Below are 18,700 nucleotides of genomic sequence, written 5' to 3'. Positions count from 1 at the left end.
TTCCTGTGTTTGAATCTCTATCTGATGGTCTGCAGTCTGCTTTTAAGAGCTTGTCCGGCAAGGGCAAGCTTACCGAAAGCAATATGCGCGACGGGCTCGAGATCGTTCAAAAGTCGATGCTCGAGGCGGACGTTAGCTATTCGGTCGTCCAAGACTTCATGGGGCATGTGTCCGAAAAGGCACTTGGCAAGCGAGTCCTGCTAAGTCTTCGTCCGAACGAAGAATTGGTGCGAATCGTTCACGACGAGTTGATTTCGATCCTCGGTCCGGTCGATTCCTCGCTGCATTTGAAGAGCGAAGGCCCTACGATCATCATGCTCTGCGGTTTGCAGGGAAGTGGTAAAACGACGACGTGTGGCAAGCTTTCGCAGCTGCTTAAAGAACAAGACATCAAGCCGATGCTGGTCGCGGCCGACTTGCAGCGTCCTGCGGCGATCGAGCAATTGCACGTCATCGGCCGCCAATTAGACATTCCGGTCTATAGCGAAGCCGACAACAAAGATCCCGTCAAAGTCTGTCAGAACGGCGTCGCCAAGGCGAAAGCCGAAGGGGCTCGCGTCGTCATTCTCGATACCGCCGGCCGCTTGGCGATCGATGATGAATTGATGGCCGAATTGGCCAAAATCGATAAAAAGGTCGGTCCCGATCAAGTCTATCTGGTCGTCGACGGAATGACCGGGCAAGACGCGGTCAACAGTGCCGGGGCGTTTAACGACGCTTTGGAGCTGGACGGCGTGATCATGACCAAGCTTGATGGTGACGCACGTGGTGGTGCGTTGTTGTCGGTCAAGCATGTCACTGGCGTGCCGATCAAATTTATCGGAACGGGCGAACACTTTGATGCGCTCGAGCCGTTTCGTCCCGAGGGGATGGCGAGCCGCATTTTGCAGATGGGCGATATCGTCGCCGCCGCTCGCGAAGCTCACCGGATTGTCGACGAGAGCGAACGTGAGGAGCTCGAGGCCAAGATGGCTTCGGGCGATTTCACGCTCGACGACTTCAAAAACATGATGGAAAAGGTCGCCAAGCCCGGATTGATGGGCAAGATGATGGGCTTGATGCCTGGCATGGGCCAATTCAAAGAGATGATGGACAGCGAGGAAGCTGCGGGCGGGATTCGCCAAACCATCGGCGCGATCAACAGTATGACGATGGAAGAGCGTCGGAATCCCAAGCTGATTGACGCTCATCGACGAACGCGGATCGCCAAAGGGGCCGGGGTTCAGTCGCCCGTGATCACCCAGTTGGTCAAGCAGTTCGAGATGATGAAGCCGCTGATGCAAGGCATGATGGGCCAAGGTGCCGGCGGACGGATGAAGATGATGCAGCAGATGCAGAGTAGTGGCATGCTGAACAATCCCGGCATGGGCGGGATGAAAGTCAAAAAAGGGACCGGCGAACGACTCTCGCCAGCCGAGAAAAAGAAGCGTAAGAAAGAACGCGACAAGATGTTGCGAAAGATGAAACGCAAAGGCTAGATTCCCGTACCAACAATTCAGATGAAGTAAGAAGATGCCAGTACGTTCTGGCACCGACCCGGCGTGGGAAAAGCATTTTCCACCCTAGGCAGTCTGACTAGAAGTGAAACCCTGTATCAATTGAGAAGCAGTTAATGGCAGTAAGAATTCGTATGAAGAAGATGGGCCGGACACACCGCCCGTTTTTTCGTGTATGTGTCATGGATCAACGCAGTCCTCGTGACGGTCGTGTGATCGAAGAAGTTGGCTATTACGATCCAATGTGTCCCGAGACCGATGCACGGGTGACGCTGAAGTCAGACCGAATCGATCATTGGTTGAGCGTCGGCGCTCAGCCAAGCGAAGGCGTTGCGACCTTCATCAAAAAGTATGGCACCAACGGCAGCCATCTTGAAAAGCAAGAAGCTGCACGCGAGCGATTGGGCAAGCGAAAGCAGTACACGCCTGCTCCGGAAGCACCGAAGCCAGCGAAGAAGAAAGAAGAGCCTGCGGCCGAAGCACCCGCAGCCGAAGCTCCTGCGGCTGAAGAATCCGCGAGCGAGTGATAGAGGTCCTGCGCTATGCGACTGGACATCGTCACACTGTTCCCCGCGATTTTTGATGGCTACCTGACTCAGAGTCTGCTCGACAAAGCGATTCAGCGTGAATTGGTTCAAATCCACCGGCATAACCTGCGGGATTGGGCCGAAAACACGCCTCATCGCAAAGTCGATGATCGTCCCTTCGGGGGCGGACCAGGGATGCTGATCCAAGTTGAACCGACGGTAACGTGTGTCGACAGTGTCGAAGCGATGGATCCCCGACCGGCGCGGCGAATTTTGCTGACGCCTCAAGGGAAACGCTTTGATCAACGCATGGCAGAGGATTTTGCGACAAGTGAGCGTGTGTTAATGCTCTGTGGTCGCTACGAAGGGTTTGACCAACGCGTGGTTGATATTTTGCAACCCGAAGAGGTCAGTATCGGTGACTTTGTCTTAAACGGAGGCGAAGTCGCGGCAATGGTAATCGTTGACGCAGTCGTCCGGCTTTTGCCAGGCGTGCTGGGCGATGAGAACAGCAGCATTGATGATTCGTTCAGCCGCGGAAATCGGTTGCTCGAGTTTCCTCAATACACCAGACCAAGAGAGTTCCGCGACCACGCGGTTCCCGACGTTCTTCTGAGCGGTGACCACAAGGCGATTGCCAAGTGGCGGGACCAGCAAAGCCTCGATCGAACTCAAAAACGGCGCAGCGATTTGCTGGAGCCGGATAACGAAAACAACTAAATCTTTTTGAGAAGAGAGCAATACAAATGAGTCAATCATCCATCATGGAGTTGGTCGAAAAGACCGCTCTGAAAGAGAACCCGCCACAATTCGAAATCGGCGATACCGTTGACGTGCACTTGAAGATTCTTGAAGGTGCAAAAGAGCGAATCCAGGTATTCAGTGGCGTTGTGATCGGTCGCAGCGGCAGCGGTTCGACCGAAATGTTCATGGTTCGCCGTATCGTCGCCGGTCAAGGTGTGGAGCGTAAGTTCCCCGTCCACAGCCCCCGTATCGAAAAGGTCGAAGTCAAACGCAGTGGCGTGGTTCGTCGTGCGAAGCTGTACTTCCTTCGCGATCGTGTTGGTAAGGCAGTTCGCTTGAAAGAGCGTCGCCGCAGCTAACCGTAGCACAGGCTGCTAGCCTGTCGAAACGTAGCATAGGCTTCCAGCCTGTGAGCAAAGTGGGATAGGCTTCCAGCATGTCATCGGCATCAAGTCTGCCCCCCCCACTCGCGAATTTTAAACTAACGAAGCGATCGAGCGTCTAGAATGATGCTCTGTCGCTTTTTTTGTTTACGGAGGGCTGCTGCGGTGCTGGCGCTGCTGAATCGTCTGCGTGATCGCTACCGCGATTACCGTTACGGAGTGATTGACATGTCCGCGCCGGTGGGCAAGCGGGGCGAGCAGGCTGCGGCACGATTGCTGCGGCAAAAGCGATTGGTGGTGGTCGCCGAAAGCGAATCAGATCGCGGCGGCGAGATCGACTTGATCGCGGTAGACCCCAAGTCGCGAGTGATCATTTTTGTCGAAGTTAAAACGCATTCGACAACCAAACCAGGGCATCCGGCCGACCGAGTGGACGAAGCAAAGCAGGGCCGGATCACGCGTGCGGCGCTGCGGTACTTGAAGCGAAAGAAGTTGCTGGGTTCACGATGTCGCTTTGACGTCGTCGCAGTGTGGTGGCCCAGCGGATTGGCCGAGCCTGAGCGGATTGAACATTACGAAGCCGCCTTTGAAGCCGTCGGCGATTTTCAGATGTTTTAGTAGCCCCGACAACGTCGGGGGGAAGTGACGCGGAATCGCGTTTGACTGGTTATACTGCGAAGACATCTCGAGCGATGAAAGTGATCGTTTGCATTGTTGCGAGATGTAAGCCGATGGAATTTCAAAGAGCACCATGACGACCGATACTCTAAATGACAATGATGTCGATGCAATCAATCGACTCGCCGATATCTGCCAGCAACTGCGAGTTGAATTGGCCCGTGTGATCGTGGGTCAACAAGAGACGATCGAGCAATTGGTCGTCTGTCTTTTTGCTCGTCGTCACGCACTGCTGATGGGGGTTCCTGGGTTGGCCAAGACATTGTTGGTCAGCAAATTGGCTGAAACGATGTCGCTGGACTTTAGCCGCATCCAGTTCACTCCCGACTTGATGCCGATGGACATCACCGGCACCGATATTTTGCAGGAATCGGATCAAGGACGCCGCGAGTTTCAGTTTGTCAAAGGCCCGCTGTTTGCCAATATCGTCTTGGCGGACGAAATCAACCGCGCCCCGCCAAAGACGCAGGCCGCGATGCTCGAGGCGATGCAAGAACACCGCGTCACCGTGCTCGGAAAACACTTCCCGCTAGACGAGCCGTTTATGGTCTTGGCGACTCAGAATCCGGTTGAGCAAGAGGGAACCTATCCGCTTCCCGAGGCGCAGCTTGATCGGTTTATGTCATTGATTGAATTGGATTATCCATCGGAAGCCGAAGAGATTCAGATCGCGAAAACCACCACGGGTGACGAGTTGCCTCAGTTGGCGCACTTGTTAACCGCCGAGGACATTCTCGGCTACCAACACTTGGTCCGGCGGGTGCCGGTGCCGGACCATCTTTACACCTATGCAGCTCGGTTGGTTCGCAAAACGCGTCCTGATGGCGAAACGGCGCCTGATTGGATGCGGCCTTTGGTTTCTTGGGGCGCGGGCCCCCGCGCGGTGCAAAACTTGATTCTGGGGGCCAAGAGTCGTGCGGCGCTCAAGGGCAGTTACATGGTGCGTTTGGAAGACATCCAGCACGTTGCTCCGTCGGTGTTAACGCATCGCATCATCACGACGTTTGCGGCACAGAGCGAACGCGTTACGGCAAAGACGATCGTCAAACGGTTGGTCGAGGAAACGGCGGTATGACGTCGCCCGTGCCGACTCGCGATTTCCTGGATCCCGATGTGCTAGCGCGGCTGCGGGGGCTGCCTCTGTTTGCGCGTAAAGTCATGTTGGGCAGCGTTTCCGGTCGACACCGCAGCCCGCATCGCGGATCGAGCGTCGAGTTTGCCGAGTATCGCAAGTACGTTCCTGGCGATGATCTGCGGCGACTTGATTGGCGTGCCTATGGACGGACCGATCGCTTCTTTGTCAAAGAGTTCGAAGCGGACACCAACCTGCGAATGGTGATCGTTGTCGATACCAGTGGATCGATGGGATTTGGCAGTACCGGTTTGTCCAAGCTCGACTATGCAAAACGGATGGCGGCAACGCTTTCCTATTTGGCGATGGAGCAGGGGGATGCGGTCGGTTTGGCGTGCGTGGCGAATCAGGTCGTCAGTCGTTTGCCGGCGCTGCGTAACCCTGCACATCTATCGAACTTGTTCAACTTGCTTGATCAAGCAACCGCAGCGGGTGAGACGGAATTAATCGCCGTCTTGCACGAATTGGCCGAGACGATCCAGCAGCATGCTCTGGTGATTTTGTTGTCGGACTTGTTTGTGTCGCCCGGGCATTTGCAGCCCTGTTTCGAGCACTTGCGTTTCCGCAAACATGACGTTTCGGTGTTTCATCTGTTGGATCCCGAAGAGCTGGCGTTCAATTTTGACCAGCCGACTCGGTTTGTCGATATGGAAAACGAAGCGACGATTTTTGCCGAGCCCGCTGAAGTTGCCGCCGCCTATCATGCCGCGATGAACGAGTACTTGGAATCGATCAAAATGCTGATGGCACGTGCGTCGGTGGATTATCACCGCGTCGTGTTGGACCAACCGTACGAGCAAGTGCTGAGCGATTTTCTTGTCGGTCGGACTCAAGGAAGAAGGGTCTGATAGGGTGGTGCGCCGATGAGTTTTTTGCAGCCGTGGATGCTGTTGGCTTTGCCGTTGGTGATGCTGCCAGTGATCATTCATTGGATGAACCAGCGACGTCATCAAACCAAGCCGTGGGGCGCGATGGCGTTCCTGATGCAAGCGAGCCAGATGTCGCGAGGTTATGCCAAGCTGCGGCGTTGGTTGATTCTCGCCCTGCGTGTGCTTGTGGTCGCGGGATTGATCTTTGCCGTCACCCGGCCGTTGTCCAGCGGGTTGCTTGGCTGGCGATTCGGAGGGCATGTGGATACGACGGTCGTGATTCTGGATCGGTCGCCGAGCATGCAAGAGACCGGCAAGTCGGGTGAGTCGAAATTGAGTCGTGCTGGCAAGCAAATCGCCAATACGCTGGGGATGCTCGATGCGTCGCACTGGGTACTGGTCGATAGCGGGACGGAGCAACCGAGTTCGTTTGCGACACTCGATGCCATGGTCGATTCGCCGCTGTTGCGAGGATCGAGCAGCACGGCGAAGATTCCCAAGTTGATTCAAACTGCGGTCGACTATTTGAAACGCAACCAAGTGGGTGACGCCGATGTTTGGATTTGCAGCGATCTGCGGGTCGCCGATTGGGATACGGCAAGCCATCACTGGACGGCGTCGCGAGAGATGCTGAAACAGATGCCTCAATCGATTCGCTTTCATTTGTTGGCTTATCCTGAATCTAGTTCGTCCAATCGGTCGGTTCGTGTCAGCGGGGCACGGCGGATCAAGGACGATGATGGCGATGCCGTGTTGATCTCCTTGAATCTATCCCAATCCGCAGGGAAGAGCACTGGCGATGGAGGCGGCCGGATCACCGTGCCGGTACAAGTCGAGATCGATGGGGCCGAGATCGATGGGGTGCGAACTCAATTTGATCTGCCCTTGGTTGGGAACCAGGCCGAAACACGCAATCATCGGATTCCAATCTCGCCGCAAACCGAATCGGGGTGGGGGCGTCTTTCGATCCCCGCCGATGCAAACAACGCCGACAACGTTTCGTTTTTCGTCTTTGATGCTCCGCCGCCACGACGTGTTGTCTTGGTTAGCGATGACCGAGCTGCGACGAAGGCACTCGAGATCGCCGCCTCGGTTTCACCCGAGCCCAATGTTGCGGCAAACGTCGAGGTGTTTACCTCTGAATCGGTCGAGACACTCGACCTCGAGGATGCGGCACTGGTTCTGTGGTGTGTCGAGTTGCCTGCGGGAGATGCTGCTGAAAAGGTTACTGACTATGTCGGCCGAGGTGGCCAAGTGATGTTCTTTCCACCGCCGAGCTTGGTATCCGGAGGTGGCGTTTTCGCCGAACGTGAGTTCCAGGGCGTTCAGTGGGGGCAATGGAAGGGCGATGGCGAGAAAGTCCTGGTCGAAAACTGGCGGTCTGATCAAGACCTGCTTGCTGCGACCAACAGCGGTGCCGGATTGCCGGTGGGACAGTTGCAAGTCTTGGGGCACGCCGAGATCGAGGGTGACGTGACATCGCTAGCCACAGTGACCGGCGGCGATCCATTGCTGGCACGGGTGATGACTGACAACGGAGGCGTCTATTTTTGTGCGGCTTCACCTTCGCTTGATCGATCGTCGCTGGCCGACAATGGGGTCGTGTTGTACGCGATCGTTCAACGTGCAATCGATCAAGGAATGCAGTCGCTGGCGCGCACACGCGACCAAGTCGCCGGTCAAGTCGATTTGCCGACCGAGACTTGGAAGCAACTCGAAGGTGACTCTCGCGGACTTTCTAGCGAATATGCCTCCAACGCGGGCGTTTACCGCAGCGGGGCAGGGCAGGGCGGTCGGCTGATCGCAGTGAATCGGGCGGTGGTCGAAGACCAAATCGACACCGTGGATGCCGACCAGGTCGAGGCGTTGTTCGAGGGAGTCAGTTTTTCGCGTCTCGACGAAAGCGTGGACGATGCCAGTGGGATTGCCCGCGAAATCTGGCGGTTGTTCTTGCTCGGAATGATTGTCGCGATGTTGCTCGAAGCGGTGCTCTGTTTGCCTCGCCGTAGTGCCAAGGTTGCAAACCAAGGGGGACCCGCTTGATGGATTCGGGGTTCTCGTTTCAGTGGAATTCGTTGTTTTTCGCGGTTTCGATCATCGCTCTGATTGTCACCTGTGGACTCGCCTGGATCGCATCCGCGCGAAGCCGGTTTCGTTCGTCGGTGGTTTGGCTCGAGGGGTTTCGTGTCCTGCTGGTCGCGCTCGCGGTGGTGCTGCTGAACCAGCCCGAGGTGATCTACCAAATCGATCCCACGCGTCGTCCCACGGTGGTGATTTTGGGCGACGATTCGCTCAGCATGGAAACCGCCGATGTGGGCGACCCGTCCGAACCCACGCGGACGCGTCGTGATTCGATCCGTCATTTGATGGACAAGCAAACTTGGGCCGCAGTCGAGCAGGAAGCGGATGTGGTCGTTGTGCCGTTCGCCCGCGGCAATGAAAACGATCGCACCGATATCGATGCAGCACTCGGCTCGGCGATCGATGGCTATCCCAATTTGCGTGCGGTGGTGCTGGCGTCCGATGGGGACTGGAATGCGGGCGCGGCCCCGGTTCAGCAGGCGACGCAATTTCGCATGCAACAAGTTCCCATCTTTACCATCCCGGTGGGCAGCGCTCAGCGACTTCCCGACGTCGAATTGCTCAGCTTTGAAGTGCCCGCATTGGGCGTCGCCAACAAAACGCTGAGGATTCCCTTTTCGGTCGAAAGCTCGTTAGCTCAGGATCATCGTGCCGTCGCCAAGCTGACCGCTTCCGATGGCACCGAGGTGACTCACGAGTTCACCATCCATGCGATGGGGCAAACCGTGGATGCCATTTTGTGGAAGCCCGAGCAGACCGGCGAATTCCAATTGACGTTGACGATCCCGCCGCACTCAGGCGAACGCATCACGAGCAATAACGAACTTTCGAGGCCGATCTCGATTCCCGAAGAGCAATTGAAAGTGCTGGTCATCGAGTCGCGACCGCGTTGGGAATACCGCTACCTCCGTAATGCACTGTCGCGAGACCCCGGAATCGAAGTTTCTTGTTTATTGTTTCATCCTGGTTTAAGTAAGACCGGTGGCGGCAATCGAGACTACATCGCATCCTTTCCGGACGACTTGGCCGAGCTTTCGCAATACGACGTGGTGTTTATCGGCGATGTCGGAGTCGGCGAAGGTCAGTTGACTGAAGATCAGTGTCGTTTGCTAAAGGGGCTGGTCGAACAGCAAGCGAGCGGGCTGGTCCTGATTCCGGGAATCGCGGGGCATGAGATGTCGCTTGTCGATTCTCCACTTGGCGATCTGTTTCCGGTGACGCTGGATGAATCGCAGCCGAACGGTTGGGGATCCAGAGCGGCGAGCCACTTTGCCCTGACCGAACTCGGACGCCATAGTTTGCTGACGAAGCTTGCTGATAACGATGATGCCAACGCACGCGTCTGGGCAGGGTTGCCGGGGTTTCAGTGGTACGCTCCGGTCGTGCGTGCGACGGCGGGGGCCGAGGTTTTGGCGGTTCATGAAGACGCATCCAATCAATACGGTCGAACCCCGCTGATCGTCACTCGTTCGGCCGGTGCGGGCAAGGTGTTATTCATGGGAACCGACGGCGCATGGCGTTGGCGACGCGGCGTCGAAGACTTGTATCACTATCGATTTTGGGGACAAGTCGTACGCTGGATGGCATATCAACATCGGATGTCCAAGGGGCTGTTCTACTCGCCCGAACAGCCTCGCGTGAACCAACGCGTCACGCTCAATGCGAATCGCTTGGACGACGATGGGAATCCGTTGGTCGCTGGCGAGGTATCGGTGCGGATCGTCGCTCCGTCTGGGAAAATCCAAACCGTTGTTCTGGAAAATGTGGACGATGCCTGGGGGGCCTACGCCGGGGCGTTCACCCCAAGCGAAGCGGGCGACTATCAAGTGACGATGTTGTCCGGTTCCAGTGACATTCCGTTTGAAACGTCGATCCACGTCCAGCACGCCCAGTTGGAGCGGATCGGCAAACCCGCACGCCCCGAGGTATTAGCGGAAATCGCCAAGGTTTCGCGAGGGGAGGTGTTTTCGCTGGATCAAACCGACGCGGTGCTCGGCGCAGTGCAAACCATCTCGATTCCGGCGGCGCAAACACGCCGAGTGCAATTGTGGAGCCATCCGCTGATCGCCATCCTGCTAGTTGGGCTGCTCGGTTTGTTTTGGATCGCTCGAAAGCGAGTCGGTTTGATGTAGTCGCAAGTCCGCTTTGGCATGGATCGTCACCGAGTAGAATGACGAATTGTAGTTAGCAACACTATCGAGGTAACAAGCGAACCCTTGAGCGTCTCCTTTCCCAACGACCGTAACACCCGTTTGATGGTTCCGCACTCGCTGCGCGAACAACTGGTGGCATTTCGTAATCGCGTTTGGACTGCGAAGGTTGCCGAATCGATCTCGATCGTGCTGGTCGCTGTGGTGGTTTCGCTATTGCTTGTCATCGCACTTGATCGGTTTTGGGATACACCGAGCTTGCTGCGGTTGGTGATCTTGCTATTGATTATTGCGGTCGGACTGGTCGTCCCCTGGGCGTTGTACCGATGGGTATGGAAGTGCCGAAGTTTGGACCAGATCGCCCGTTTGTTGCGAGTCCGAGAACCCGGTATCGGCGGCCAATTGTTAGGCGTCATCGAGTTGGCCGAAAGCGATCGAGAGCAATCGCGTTCCCCGGCGTTGTGCCAAGCGGCGATGGTGCAAGTGGCCGAGATCGTCAAGCAGCGAAATCTTGGCGAAGCGGTTCCGCCCACCTCGCTGCGTATGCTCACCGCTGTACTTGCAGTCACGCTCGCGTTGCTCGCGTCACTTGCTGTGGTTGCCACGCCGGTGCTTCGCAGCGGTTGGGATCGCTTGATGATGCCTTGGCGGGCGACTCCCCGATTTACGTTCGTGGAACTTGAGCCGATTGCAAAACGCTTGATCGTGCCGCACGGAGAGTCACTGCAGTGGCAGGTGAGTTTGAAGCCCGAAAGTCGCTGGCGTCCTCGGGCGGCCACGCTTCATTTGGATGGTTTGTCGCCCATCGTCACCACCCGCGAAAGCAATGCGTATGTTTTTGCGTTGCCACCACGCAACGAAGTCAGCGAAATGCAGTTGCAGGTGGGCGACGCGAAGCAATCCGTTTCGCTTGTCCCGCAGTTGCGACCTGCACTCACCTCGATCATCGCCGAAATGCATTTGCCCGACTATTTGCAACGCCCTGATCCGATTGCAATGGACGTGCGAGGCGGAACGCTTAGTGCGGTCGAGGGCAGTTACGGCAATGTCTCGGTGACGGCGTCGAGTCCGCTTCGTACTGCGTCGGTCAATGATTTGCCGGTGCAGGTTTGGAACGACTCCTTTGCAACGACAAAAATCACGGTTGGAAACGAAACGCCATCGCTGCGATTTGATTGGCGTGACGAACATGGACTCGCTGGATTGTCGCCGTTTGAGTTGCATGCCGAAGCGATTCCTGATGCGGCTCCCACCGTTGCGGCCCAGAATCTCGCTCGCGAAAGTGTCTTGCTCGAGACGGACCAAGTCAATTTTCAACTGCTGTCGCTGGACGATTTTGGGATCAAACGTGTCGGTTTCGAGTGGAGTCGGAACGAGGACGCAGTGACTGCGAATTCCCACGGCGAGAAAGTTTTGGCCAGCGGCCAGGCTCATGAATCGTCGCTGCAAGTCGATGCGGTCTTTTCCGCACAAACACTGGGGATCGAACCGGGGATCGTCGAGCTGCGTTTGTGGGCCGAGGATTATTTGCCGGGCCGCGAGCGTCAATTTTCGACACCTTACACGTTCTACGTGATGACGGCTCCGCAGCATGCCCAGTGGATCGCAAACCAAATGGAAAAGTGGCACGGTGCGTCACTGGATGTTCGCGATCGTGAGCGAGGGCTGCACGAGCGGAATAAACAGCTTCGGGCGATGCAGCAGGATGCGCTTTCCAGCGATGAAGTGCGGAACGAACTAAGGAAGCAAGTCACCGCGGAAAACGCGAACGCCCGCCAATTGGCCGAACTGACCAAGCAAGGTGAGTCGTTGTTGCGACAAGCGTCACGCAATACCGAGATCGAAGCGGAACAAGTCCAACAGTGGGCCGAGATGCTGCAAACGCTCGATGATATTTCTGAGAATCGAATGCCCTCGGTCGCGGAGCTGCTACAGAAAGCATCGACTGAGAAAGCGGTCAGTAAAAGTGAAGCTGCCGAATCTGCGAAAAACTCAAAGATGCAATCGAGCGAACAGCAGAGCAGCACGCCATCGAGTGACGCTGACACTTCTGATTCGGAGTCATCGGAAACGCCCAACTTGGTCGATCAAGAATCGTCACAACAGCCCACCGGTCCGACCGAACCAGACAAGGAAGGGCCGGGCAAGGAAGAACCCGCGGATGATTCCAATTCGCGACTGGACAAGGCGGTGACGATCGTCACCGGTCCCGTAAAAGAGTCCACGCAAGAATCCGAGGCAAACGAATCGGAGCCCCCGGGGGCGGAATCAAATTTGGATGCCGCGATCGATGAACAGGCAAAATTGTTAGCCGAATTTGAAAAGGTTTCGGACGATCTGGATACCGTGATGGCGAATCTCGAAGGCAGCACGCTGGTCAAGCGTTTGAAGGCCGCGTCGCGTCAACAGGCTCAGGTGGCTGATGAGCTCGCCGCTCGCATCGAAGGATTGTTCGGCGTTGCGAATTCAATCGCATCGGACGATCGAGCGGTGATCAAGCGATTGGCAATGACGGAAGTTGACAGTGCTCGAACGCTGGCTGCGATCATGTCGGATGTCGACGGCTATTATCGACGCCGGAATTTGATGCGATTTAAATTGGTGCTCGAAGAAATGAAGCAACTTGATATGCTTTCGTCGCTGACAAAACTCAGTCGCCAAGTCGCCGAGGATCAAGGCTTGGTGATGGCTCAAGCGGAGTTTTGGTCCGATACGCTAGATCGTTGGGCGGATGATTTGATCGAGACCGGTGACGGCGAGAGTGAATCGGATGACAAGAAGCTTGCGTCACTGCCGCCCGAGGCGGTTTTGGAGATGTTGCGAATTCTCGAAAGCGAAGTCGATCTTCGCGAGGCGACGCGTGTGGCCGAGCAATCCAAAGCAAGTGTCAGCGATGAAGAATATCTGCAAGATGCGATTGCACTGAGTGATCGCCAAACGAAGCTTCGCCAGCGATGCGAACGGTTGGCGGGTGAATTGGAATCGCTGCCCGATGGCTTGGTGCACTTTGAAAGCGATATTAATTTGCTGTTGATGGCCAGCCAAACGATGAACGAAGCGGCCAGCTTGTTGCGTTCGCCGAGCACCGGCACCGAAACGATTGCGGCGCAAACCGAAGTGATCGAGATGTTGCTAAGGTCCAAGAGGATCAATCCGCAAGGAGGCGGCGACGGCGGTGCGAGTCCCGAAGGGGGAGGGCAGGGCGAAACTGACGAAGAGGCTTTGGCGCTACTGGGTGCGGGGCTAAATGCGAAAGAAAAGCTGCGGGAAAGCGAGGTTCGTCAAATGACGGGCGAATCGGGACGTTCTCTGCCCGAAGAATTTCGCAGCGGACTCGGAGAATATTTCCGGCGTTTGGAGGAGAGTCGATGAGCAAGCTGATTTGCCAAGTCACCGTGATCCTGCTGCTTGTCGGTGCACTGTTTTCGTCGAAGGCGAATGCTCAGTCGCCTGCAGTTGTTGTGGCACCCGTAGCTACAGGCGACGACAACGATCCCGTTTCACGCGAGGTGCGTGAAATGTACGATGCTGGGTTGGCCTATTTGCTGCAGACCCAGACTGAAAATGGAACTTGGGCGACCGGTGGCGAAGCGGGCGCTGGCACCACGGCGCTGGGGTTGTTGGCTTTTTTAGCGTCAGGGGACGATCCTAACTTTGGGCTTTACCGCAGCGCCATTCGCAAGTCGCTTCGCAACATCATTCGCAACCAATCGAGTGATACTGGATACATGGGGCCGAGTATGTATCACCACGGGTTTGCGATGCTGGCGCTGGCCGAGGCGTACGGTGCCGTGGATGAAACGGATTTGTGGAATAGCGATTCGATTTATGTTGCCGATAGTGAAAATCAACGCAGCATCGGACAAGCATTGGAGCTGGCGGTGCGGTCGGCATTGACGTCTCAGAAGAACAATCCACTCGGAGCGTGGCGGTATTCACCCGGCGCGAAAGACGCCGATACCTCGGTCAGCGGCGCGGTGATGATGGGCTTATTAGCCGCTCGCAATGCCGGAATTGAAGTTTCCGATGAATCGATCGATCGGGCACTCGACTATTTTTCAAGCATGACCTCCGAGACCGGCGCGGTGGGCTACGCGGGAGGTCTGAGCGGATTCGGAGAATCGATTGCACGTTCGTCGATCGTGTGTTTGGTCTATGCCATTGCTCGGCGAAAAGATCTGCCTCAGTACGCGGCGACCGAAAGCTACTTGCGAAAAAATCTGAATGAACGAACCGGATGGATCGAGTATGCGTGGTACTACCAATCACAAGCTCTGTTCCAAGCGGATGTCGAGCTGTGGGAAAAATGGAATGAATCGCTGGTACGAAAATTGAAATCGCGTCAGAGTCCCGATGGCAGCTTTTCGGGTGACTTGGGGGCCGCGAATTCGACCTCGATGTCTCTGTTGGCTTTGGCCTTGAACTTTCGATTCCTGCCAATTTACGAGCGATGAATACGATGCGGATTGGCTTTGCTGTTTTATTAGGAACGTTCATCGCGGCGCAATCGCTGTTTGCCTCAGGGCCTCGGATGCGAGTCTGGCTTGTCGATGGAGGCTACGTCGACGGGAATCTCAGTTGCGATGCAACCACGGGGCACATCATCTGCAACAGCTCAATGTTTGCGGCGCCGCTACAGTTTGATGCCGGCGTGGTGCAGAGCATCACCAAAAAGAACACGATCTTTGGTCGACGTTACAAACTGCGTCTTCCGGAATCCAAGCAAAATGAATTCGGAAGTCCGATGCGTGCCTTATTTCCGCGATCATTCGTGGCTGATTGGCGTCGATCTCTCGCGTCGCCCTCGCTTGCGATGCAGCTCGACTGCGAAGGTGTCCAGCTAGCAGGACGGCTTGTCGATCGTCCATCAAAGCAGACCGGTCGATTGGTGTGGCAGACCGCATTGTCGCGAAATGCGTCGGCGATCGCCCAACACTCGCAAGGGGAAATCACGATCGGTTCGCCACGTCGCGAAGATGTTTCGGAGGAATCCGAGGGGGCATTGCCGATCGTTTTTCGCAGTGGTGATGCTGTCAACGCAAACATCGAGAGCATGGATGCGGGTGGCGTTACGGCGAGATGGTCTGGTCAAGGCGAAGTGAGGGTCAAGGGAGCGGATCTTCAATCGGTGACGCTGACCAAAGTCACCAAGCCACTTGATGTTGACCTGCGAGACCTGCAGCGAATGCTCGTCGTGCCGCGGGCTCAGCAGGATTCGCCGCCGTCGCATTTGGTTGTCTCGGTAACGGGGGATTTGCTGCGATGTAATGTTTTAGAGCTAAAGTCCGAAGGGTTAGTCGTCGAAGTGCGGTCCAGGACGATTGAGCTTCCGCGTGACCGTATCGCCAAAATTGTTTGGCTTCACCCGCAATCCGAGTCACTATCCACGTCGGACGAATTTCTCGTGCACGCGGTGCTTGTTGATAAACGCGAAGTCACGCTACGGGATTTTGCAATTGAAAATCAGAAGTTGACGGGGCAGAGCAGGGCGTTTGCCGAATTCGAGGTTCCGCTGAGCGACATCAAATCCATTCATTTTGGTCGTGATCCAGCGGCTCAGGCATCGGACCGCATCGAGCGTGATTGGGTAATCGAATCGGCGACGGTGCCGATGGCCTATCGCGACGAACCGACTAATAAAGCACCGGCGTTAGGTGTTGCTTCGACGCTGATTGGCAAGGCGGCACCCGATTTCGACTTGAAAACGATCGAGGGGGAATCGTTTGACTTGGCGTCGCTGAAAGGGCGTGTTGTCGTGCTCGACTTTTGGGCCAGTTGGAGTGCGCCGAGCCTGCAAGGCTTGTCCGATTTCTCGCAAGCGATCCTGGAGGTAGGCGGCAATGACGTCGCGTGGGTGGCAATCAATCTGGAGGAGTCCGGTGTGAGTGCATCGCGAGCGATCGAGCGAGTCAGCGTGGACGCGGCGGTGCTAATGGATGTCGACGGCGACGCGGCTTATCTTTACCAAGCCAAGTCGCTACCGCACACCGTCATCCTCGATCGCCGCGGAGTTGTGGTGACCGTGATCGATAGCAGCACCTCCAAACGCCTAGAAGTTTTTCGTCAAGCACTACAGCAAGTGTTCGCCGAGCCGAAGTAATTGCACGCTTAATGCATTTTGCGTCGAAAGCGTAGCGGAAGTCGTCAAGACTTTCGGGCCGGCGCCGAGTGCCTCTCCGAGATTTTCAAAAGGCTGACGTTCAAAACATATGGCGAGTTGTCGTTGTTGCCTTGCCGCACTCCGTCATGGTCGCTCAAAGCCGATCACTATCGCGATCGTGATGTTGTGATGCCGACGATCAGGCCGCTGATGCCGCCGAATAGATGGCCGTCCCAGGAGATGACGGAGCTCCATCGCGGTAGCATTCCCGTCAGCAGGGTACCGCCAAACAGGATGCCGACAACCAGGGCGATGGCGATCGACGTGAGTTGTTTTTCGCGGATCCCGACGGTGATCAAGTAGGCGATCAAACCGAACACTAGACCGCTGGCGCCGATGTGGTTAGCACTGCGGCCAAACACCCATAACAGGACTCCATTGCCGATCACGATCGCCGCAATGATCGGCCAAGCACGATGTCGCGATGCAACCGTTAGCCCCAACAGGATTGCCAGCGGAATCGTGTTGGAAATCAAGTGCCCGAAATTGGCATGTAGAAACGGCATCATGCCAATGCCCACCAGCCCTCGTGGCGTTCGTGGTAGCAATCCAAAATGGTTCAAGTCGATCGGAATCACGAAATCGACGATCCGCACCAACCACATCGCCAACAACAAAATCAGGACCGGATAGGCTTGCTTTTTCAATGAAGTGCTCATGGCGATGTCCCGCGTCGCTACTCGGCTACCGTTTGCAGATTCCCTACACGCTCGGGTCGGTCATGGCGTTTTCAGCAAAGCCTTTGTTTCGCAGTAGACACGCATCGCAGTGTCCACAGGGCGTGCCCCCTTCGCCTGGATCGTAGCACGACAATGTCTGTGAGTAATCGACGCCTAGCGATATGCCTTTCGCGATAATTTGAGCTTTGGTTAGATCCAGTAGCGGCGTATGGATCCGCAGTGGCTCGGCCCCTTCGACGCCCGCTTTGGTGGCAAGGTTGGCCATGGTTTGAAACGCCGTGATGAACGCCGGTCGACAATCGGGATACCCGCTGTAGTCCAGTGCGTTAACCCCGATAAAGATGTCGGTCGATTGAATCGTTTCAGCAAACGCCAATGCGAGCGATAGAAACACGGTGTTGCGTGCGGGAACATACGTGACGGGGATCGTTTCGCCAACTTCCTCGACGGCTTCGTGTTTTGGCACCCCAATTGATGCATCGGTGAGTGCCGATCCCCCGAACTGGGCCAAATTGATGTCGACCACTCGGTGCGATGCTGCGCCAAGCGAACGAGCAAGCTGCTGAGCTCGCTCGAGTTCATACTCGTGGCGTTGCCCGTAGCGAAAACTGATCGCGTGCGCCGCAAAGCCTTCCGCATTTGCGATCGCCAGGCACGTAGCACTGTCGAGGCCGCCCGAGAGAAGCACGACGGCGCTGCGTTTTTGTGGACTTGTCATCACGGTCTCCATTCGGTCCCGAAGGCTTGGGGGGCGTGCTTGTTGTGGTAAAGCGTAAATGGTTCTCACAGGCATAGAAGCCTATGCTACGGTTAGTCTCGCTTGTTCCACAGCTTGCGGCCAATCGTTGGGTTATAGTTTGTCCAGTTGCCGTCGGCGGAAATGTCGGACTCGATGATGTTGGTGTACGATTCGATCTTGGCGTCGAGGTTGTCGATGTGATGCAGCGTCACCGCTTCCAGAGTGACGGGCAATTTCGGGCTGCCGAATTCAATTTGCCCATGATGGCTGACCACGAGATGCTCGAGCTGTAGACGCAGTTCGTGGGGAAACGGCTCGGCGGGCGAATCGATCTGACGAATCTTCTCACCAAGCATCTGGACGCCGATCACGATGTGTCCCACCAATTGACCACGGTCGGTATAGGTGGCTTCGCCTTCGGAAGAGAGCTCTTCGAGTTTTCCGAGGTCGTGCAAGAAGGCGCCAAACATCAACAGCTCGGTATCGAGTTGCGGATAGCGGGGGCCGACTAAAATGCACAGTTCCATCAGATCGAGGGTGTGTTTCAGCAGGCCGCCGGGATAGGCGTGATGGTTGCTGACTGCCGCGGCACCCACCTCGAGTCGCTGCATGAACGTATCATCGCTCAGAAAGGCTTGCCCGAGTCGCCGTAGATGAACATTGTGGAGACCGCCCAACAGCTCGCTGAGCCGAGACCGCAATCGTTGGGATTGGTCCGCATCAAAACGCTCAAAATCGGCCACGTCCACTTCGCTCGCATCCATCCGTTCGACGGTGGTCACGATCATCTGAAGTGCCCCGTTATGAATCTGGGTTCGGCCGACGCAGTGGACATAGTCACCACGGTCAAACGAATCAAACATGATTTCATCGGCGTTCCAAAGCATGCCTGAAACGGTACCGGTGCGATCGGTCAGTTTCAGGATGATGTACTTGCCGCCTTGCCGGTTCACCCGCAATTGTTTGTCGGATGCGCGAAACGATTGGGCGACTTGTTGCCCGTCGGTCAATTCTGAAATAGGTGTACGATTCACGCTGCGAAGCACTTGCGTTGGGGGAA

The 18,700-nt window shown here is 56.1% G+C and carries 15 protein-coding genes; 12 read left to right on the top strand and 3 right to left on the bottom strand.

All coding sequences use genetic code 11. The features are described 5' to 3' along the window. Positions 1–5: 5 nt before the first annotated feature. The 12 genes from ffh to ABD971_RS07140 all read left to right on the top strand — a co-directional run bounded on the left by ffh (position 6) and on the right by ABD971_RS07140 (position 16,161). The gene (ffh, locus tag ABD971_RS07195; RefSeq protein ID WP_339939516.1) at positions 6–1,478 is read left to right on the top strand and encodes a signal recognition particle protein; all 1,473 of its coding nucleotides are present in this window, start codon (positions 6–8) and stop codon (positions 1,476–1,478) included. A gap of 134 nt (positions 1,479–1,612) precedes the next feature. After that, positions 1,613–2,023: a 30S ribosomal protein S16 gene (rpsP, locus tag ABD971_RS07190; protein ID WP_339939518.1), complete on the top strand. Its 411-nt coding sequence runs from the start codon at positions 1,613–1,615 to the stop codon at positions 2,021–2,023. Between the two features lie 15 nt (positions 2,024–2,038). Continuing rightward, complete coding sequence (gene trmD / locus ABD971_RS07185) at positions 2,039–2,743, top strand: tRNA (guanosine(37)-N1)-methyltransferase TrmD (protein ID WP_339939520.1); 705 nt, start codon at positions 2,039–2,041, stop codon at positions 2,741–2,743. A 26-nt stretch (positions 2,744–2,769) separates the two neighbouring features. Continuing rightward, entirely contained in the window at positions 2,770–3,126 is a 357-nt protein-coding gene (gene rplS, locus ABD971_RS07180) for a 50S ribosomal protein L19 (RefSeq protein WP_040766013.1), read from the top strand. A 147-nt stretch (positions 3,127–3,273) separates the two neighbouring features. Then, positions 3,274–3,768, top strand: a complete 495-nt coding sequence (locus tag ABD971_RS07175; RefSeq protein WP_345320725.1) for a YraN family protein — start codon at positions 3,274–3,276, stop codon at positions 3,766–3,768. Positions 3,769–3,901: 133 nt separating this feature from the next. Continuing rightward, positions 3,902–4,903, top strand: coding sequence for an AAA family ATPase (locus ABD971_RS07170; RefSeq protein WP_339939525.1), 1,002 nt, complete (start codon positions 3,902–3,904; stop codon positions 4,901–4,903). After that, a complete protein-coding gene (locus ABD971_RS07165) occupies positions 4,900–5,808 on the top strand; it encodes a DUF58 domain-containing protein (RefSeq protein ID WP_345320723.1) in 909 nt (302 codons plus the stop codon). The genes ABD971_RS07170 and ABD971_RS07165 overlap by 4 nt, the downstream gene beginning before the upstream one ends. A 15-nt stretch (positions 5,809–5,823) precedes the next feature. Further along, complete coding sequence (locus ABD971_RS07160) at positions 5,824–7,872, top strand: BatA domain-containing protein (protein WP_345320721.1); 2,049 nt, start codon at positions 5,824–5,826, stop codon at positions 7,870–7,872. Then, positions 7,872–10,043: a hypothetical protein gene (locus tag ABD971_RS07155; RefSeq protein WP_345320719.1), complete on the top strand. Its 2,172-nt coding sequence runs from the start codon at positions 7,872–7,874 to the stop codon at positions 10,041–10,043. The genes ABD971_RS07160 and ABD971_RS07155 overlap by 1 nt, the downstream gene beginning before the upstream one ends. 84 nt (positions 10,044–10,127) lie before the next feature. Beyond that, entirely contained in the window at positions 10,128–13,433 is a 3,306-nt protein-coding gene (locus ABD971_RS07150; RefSeq protein WP_345320717.1) for a coiled-coil domain-containing protein, read from the top strand. Further along, positions 13,430–14,515 carry a prenyltransferase/squalene oxidase repeat-containing protein gene (locus ABD971_RS07145; RefSeq protein ID WP_345320715.1) on the top strand — a complete coding sequence of 362 codons (1,086 nt, stop codon included), beginning with the start codon at positions 13,430–13,432 and terminating at the stop codon, positions 14,513–14,515. Before ABD971_RS07150 ends, ABD971_RS07145 begins: the two co-directional genes overlap by 4 nt. 5 nt (positions 14,516–14,520) lie before the next feature. Continuing rightward, positions 14,521–16,161 carry a TlpA family protein disulfide reductase gene (locus tag ABD971_RS07140; RefSeq protein WP_345320713.1) on the top strand — a complete coding sequence of 547 codons (1,641 nt, stop codon included), beginning with the start codon at positions 14,521–14,523 and terminating at the stop codon, positions 16,159–16,161. Between the two features lie 167 nt (positions 16,162–16,328). Here the strand turns inward: ABD971_RS07140 and ABD971_RS07135 are convergent, their stop codons facing one another. From ABD971_RS07135 to ABD971_RS07125, 3 genes are all read right to left on the bottom strand, one after another. Then, entirely contained in the window at positions 16,329–16,880 is a 552-nt protein-coding gene (locus ABD971_RS07135; RefSeq protein ID WP_345320711.1) for a rhomboid family intramembrane serine protease, read from the bottom strand. Between the two features lie 43 nt (positions 16,881–16,923). Next, the gene (gene queC, locus ABD971_RS07130) at positions 16,924–17,619 is read right to left on the bottom strand and encodes a 7-cyano-7-deazaguanine synthase QueC (RefSeq protein ID WP_339939546.1); all 696 of its coding nucleotides are present in this window, start codon (positions 17,617–17,619) and stop codon (positions 16,924–16,926) included. Positions 17,620–17,711: 92 nt separating this feature from the next. Then, complete coding sequence (locus ABD971_RS07125; protein WP_339939548.1) at positions 17,712–18,674, bottom strand: 3'-5' exoribonuclease YhaM family protein; 963 nt, start codon at positions 18,672–18,674, stop codon at positions 17,712–17,714. Positions 18,675–18,700: the final 26 nt, after the last annotated feature.

Source organism: Novipirellula rosea (genome assembly GCF_039541335.1).
Classification (GTDB): Bacteria; Planctomycetota; Planctomycetia; order Pirellulales; family Pirellulaceae; genus Novipirellula; species Novipirellula rosea.
This window is presented reverse-complemented; position numbering and strand designations above follow the sequence as displayed.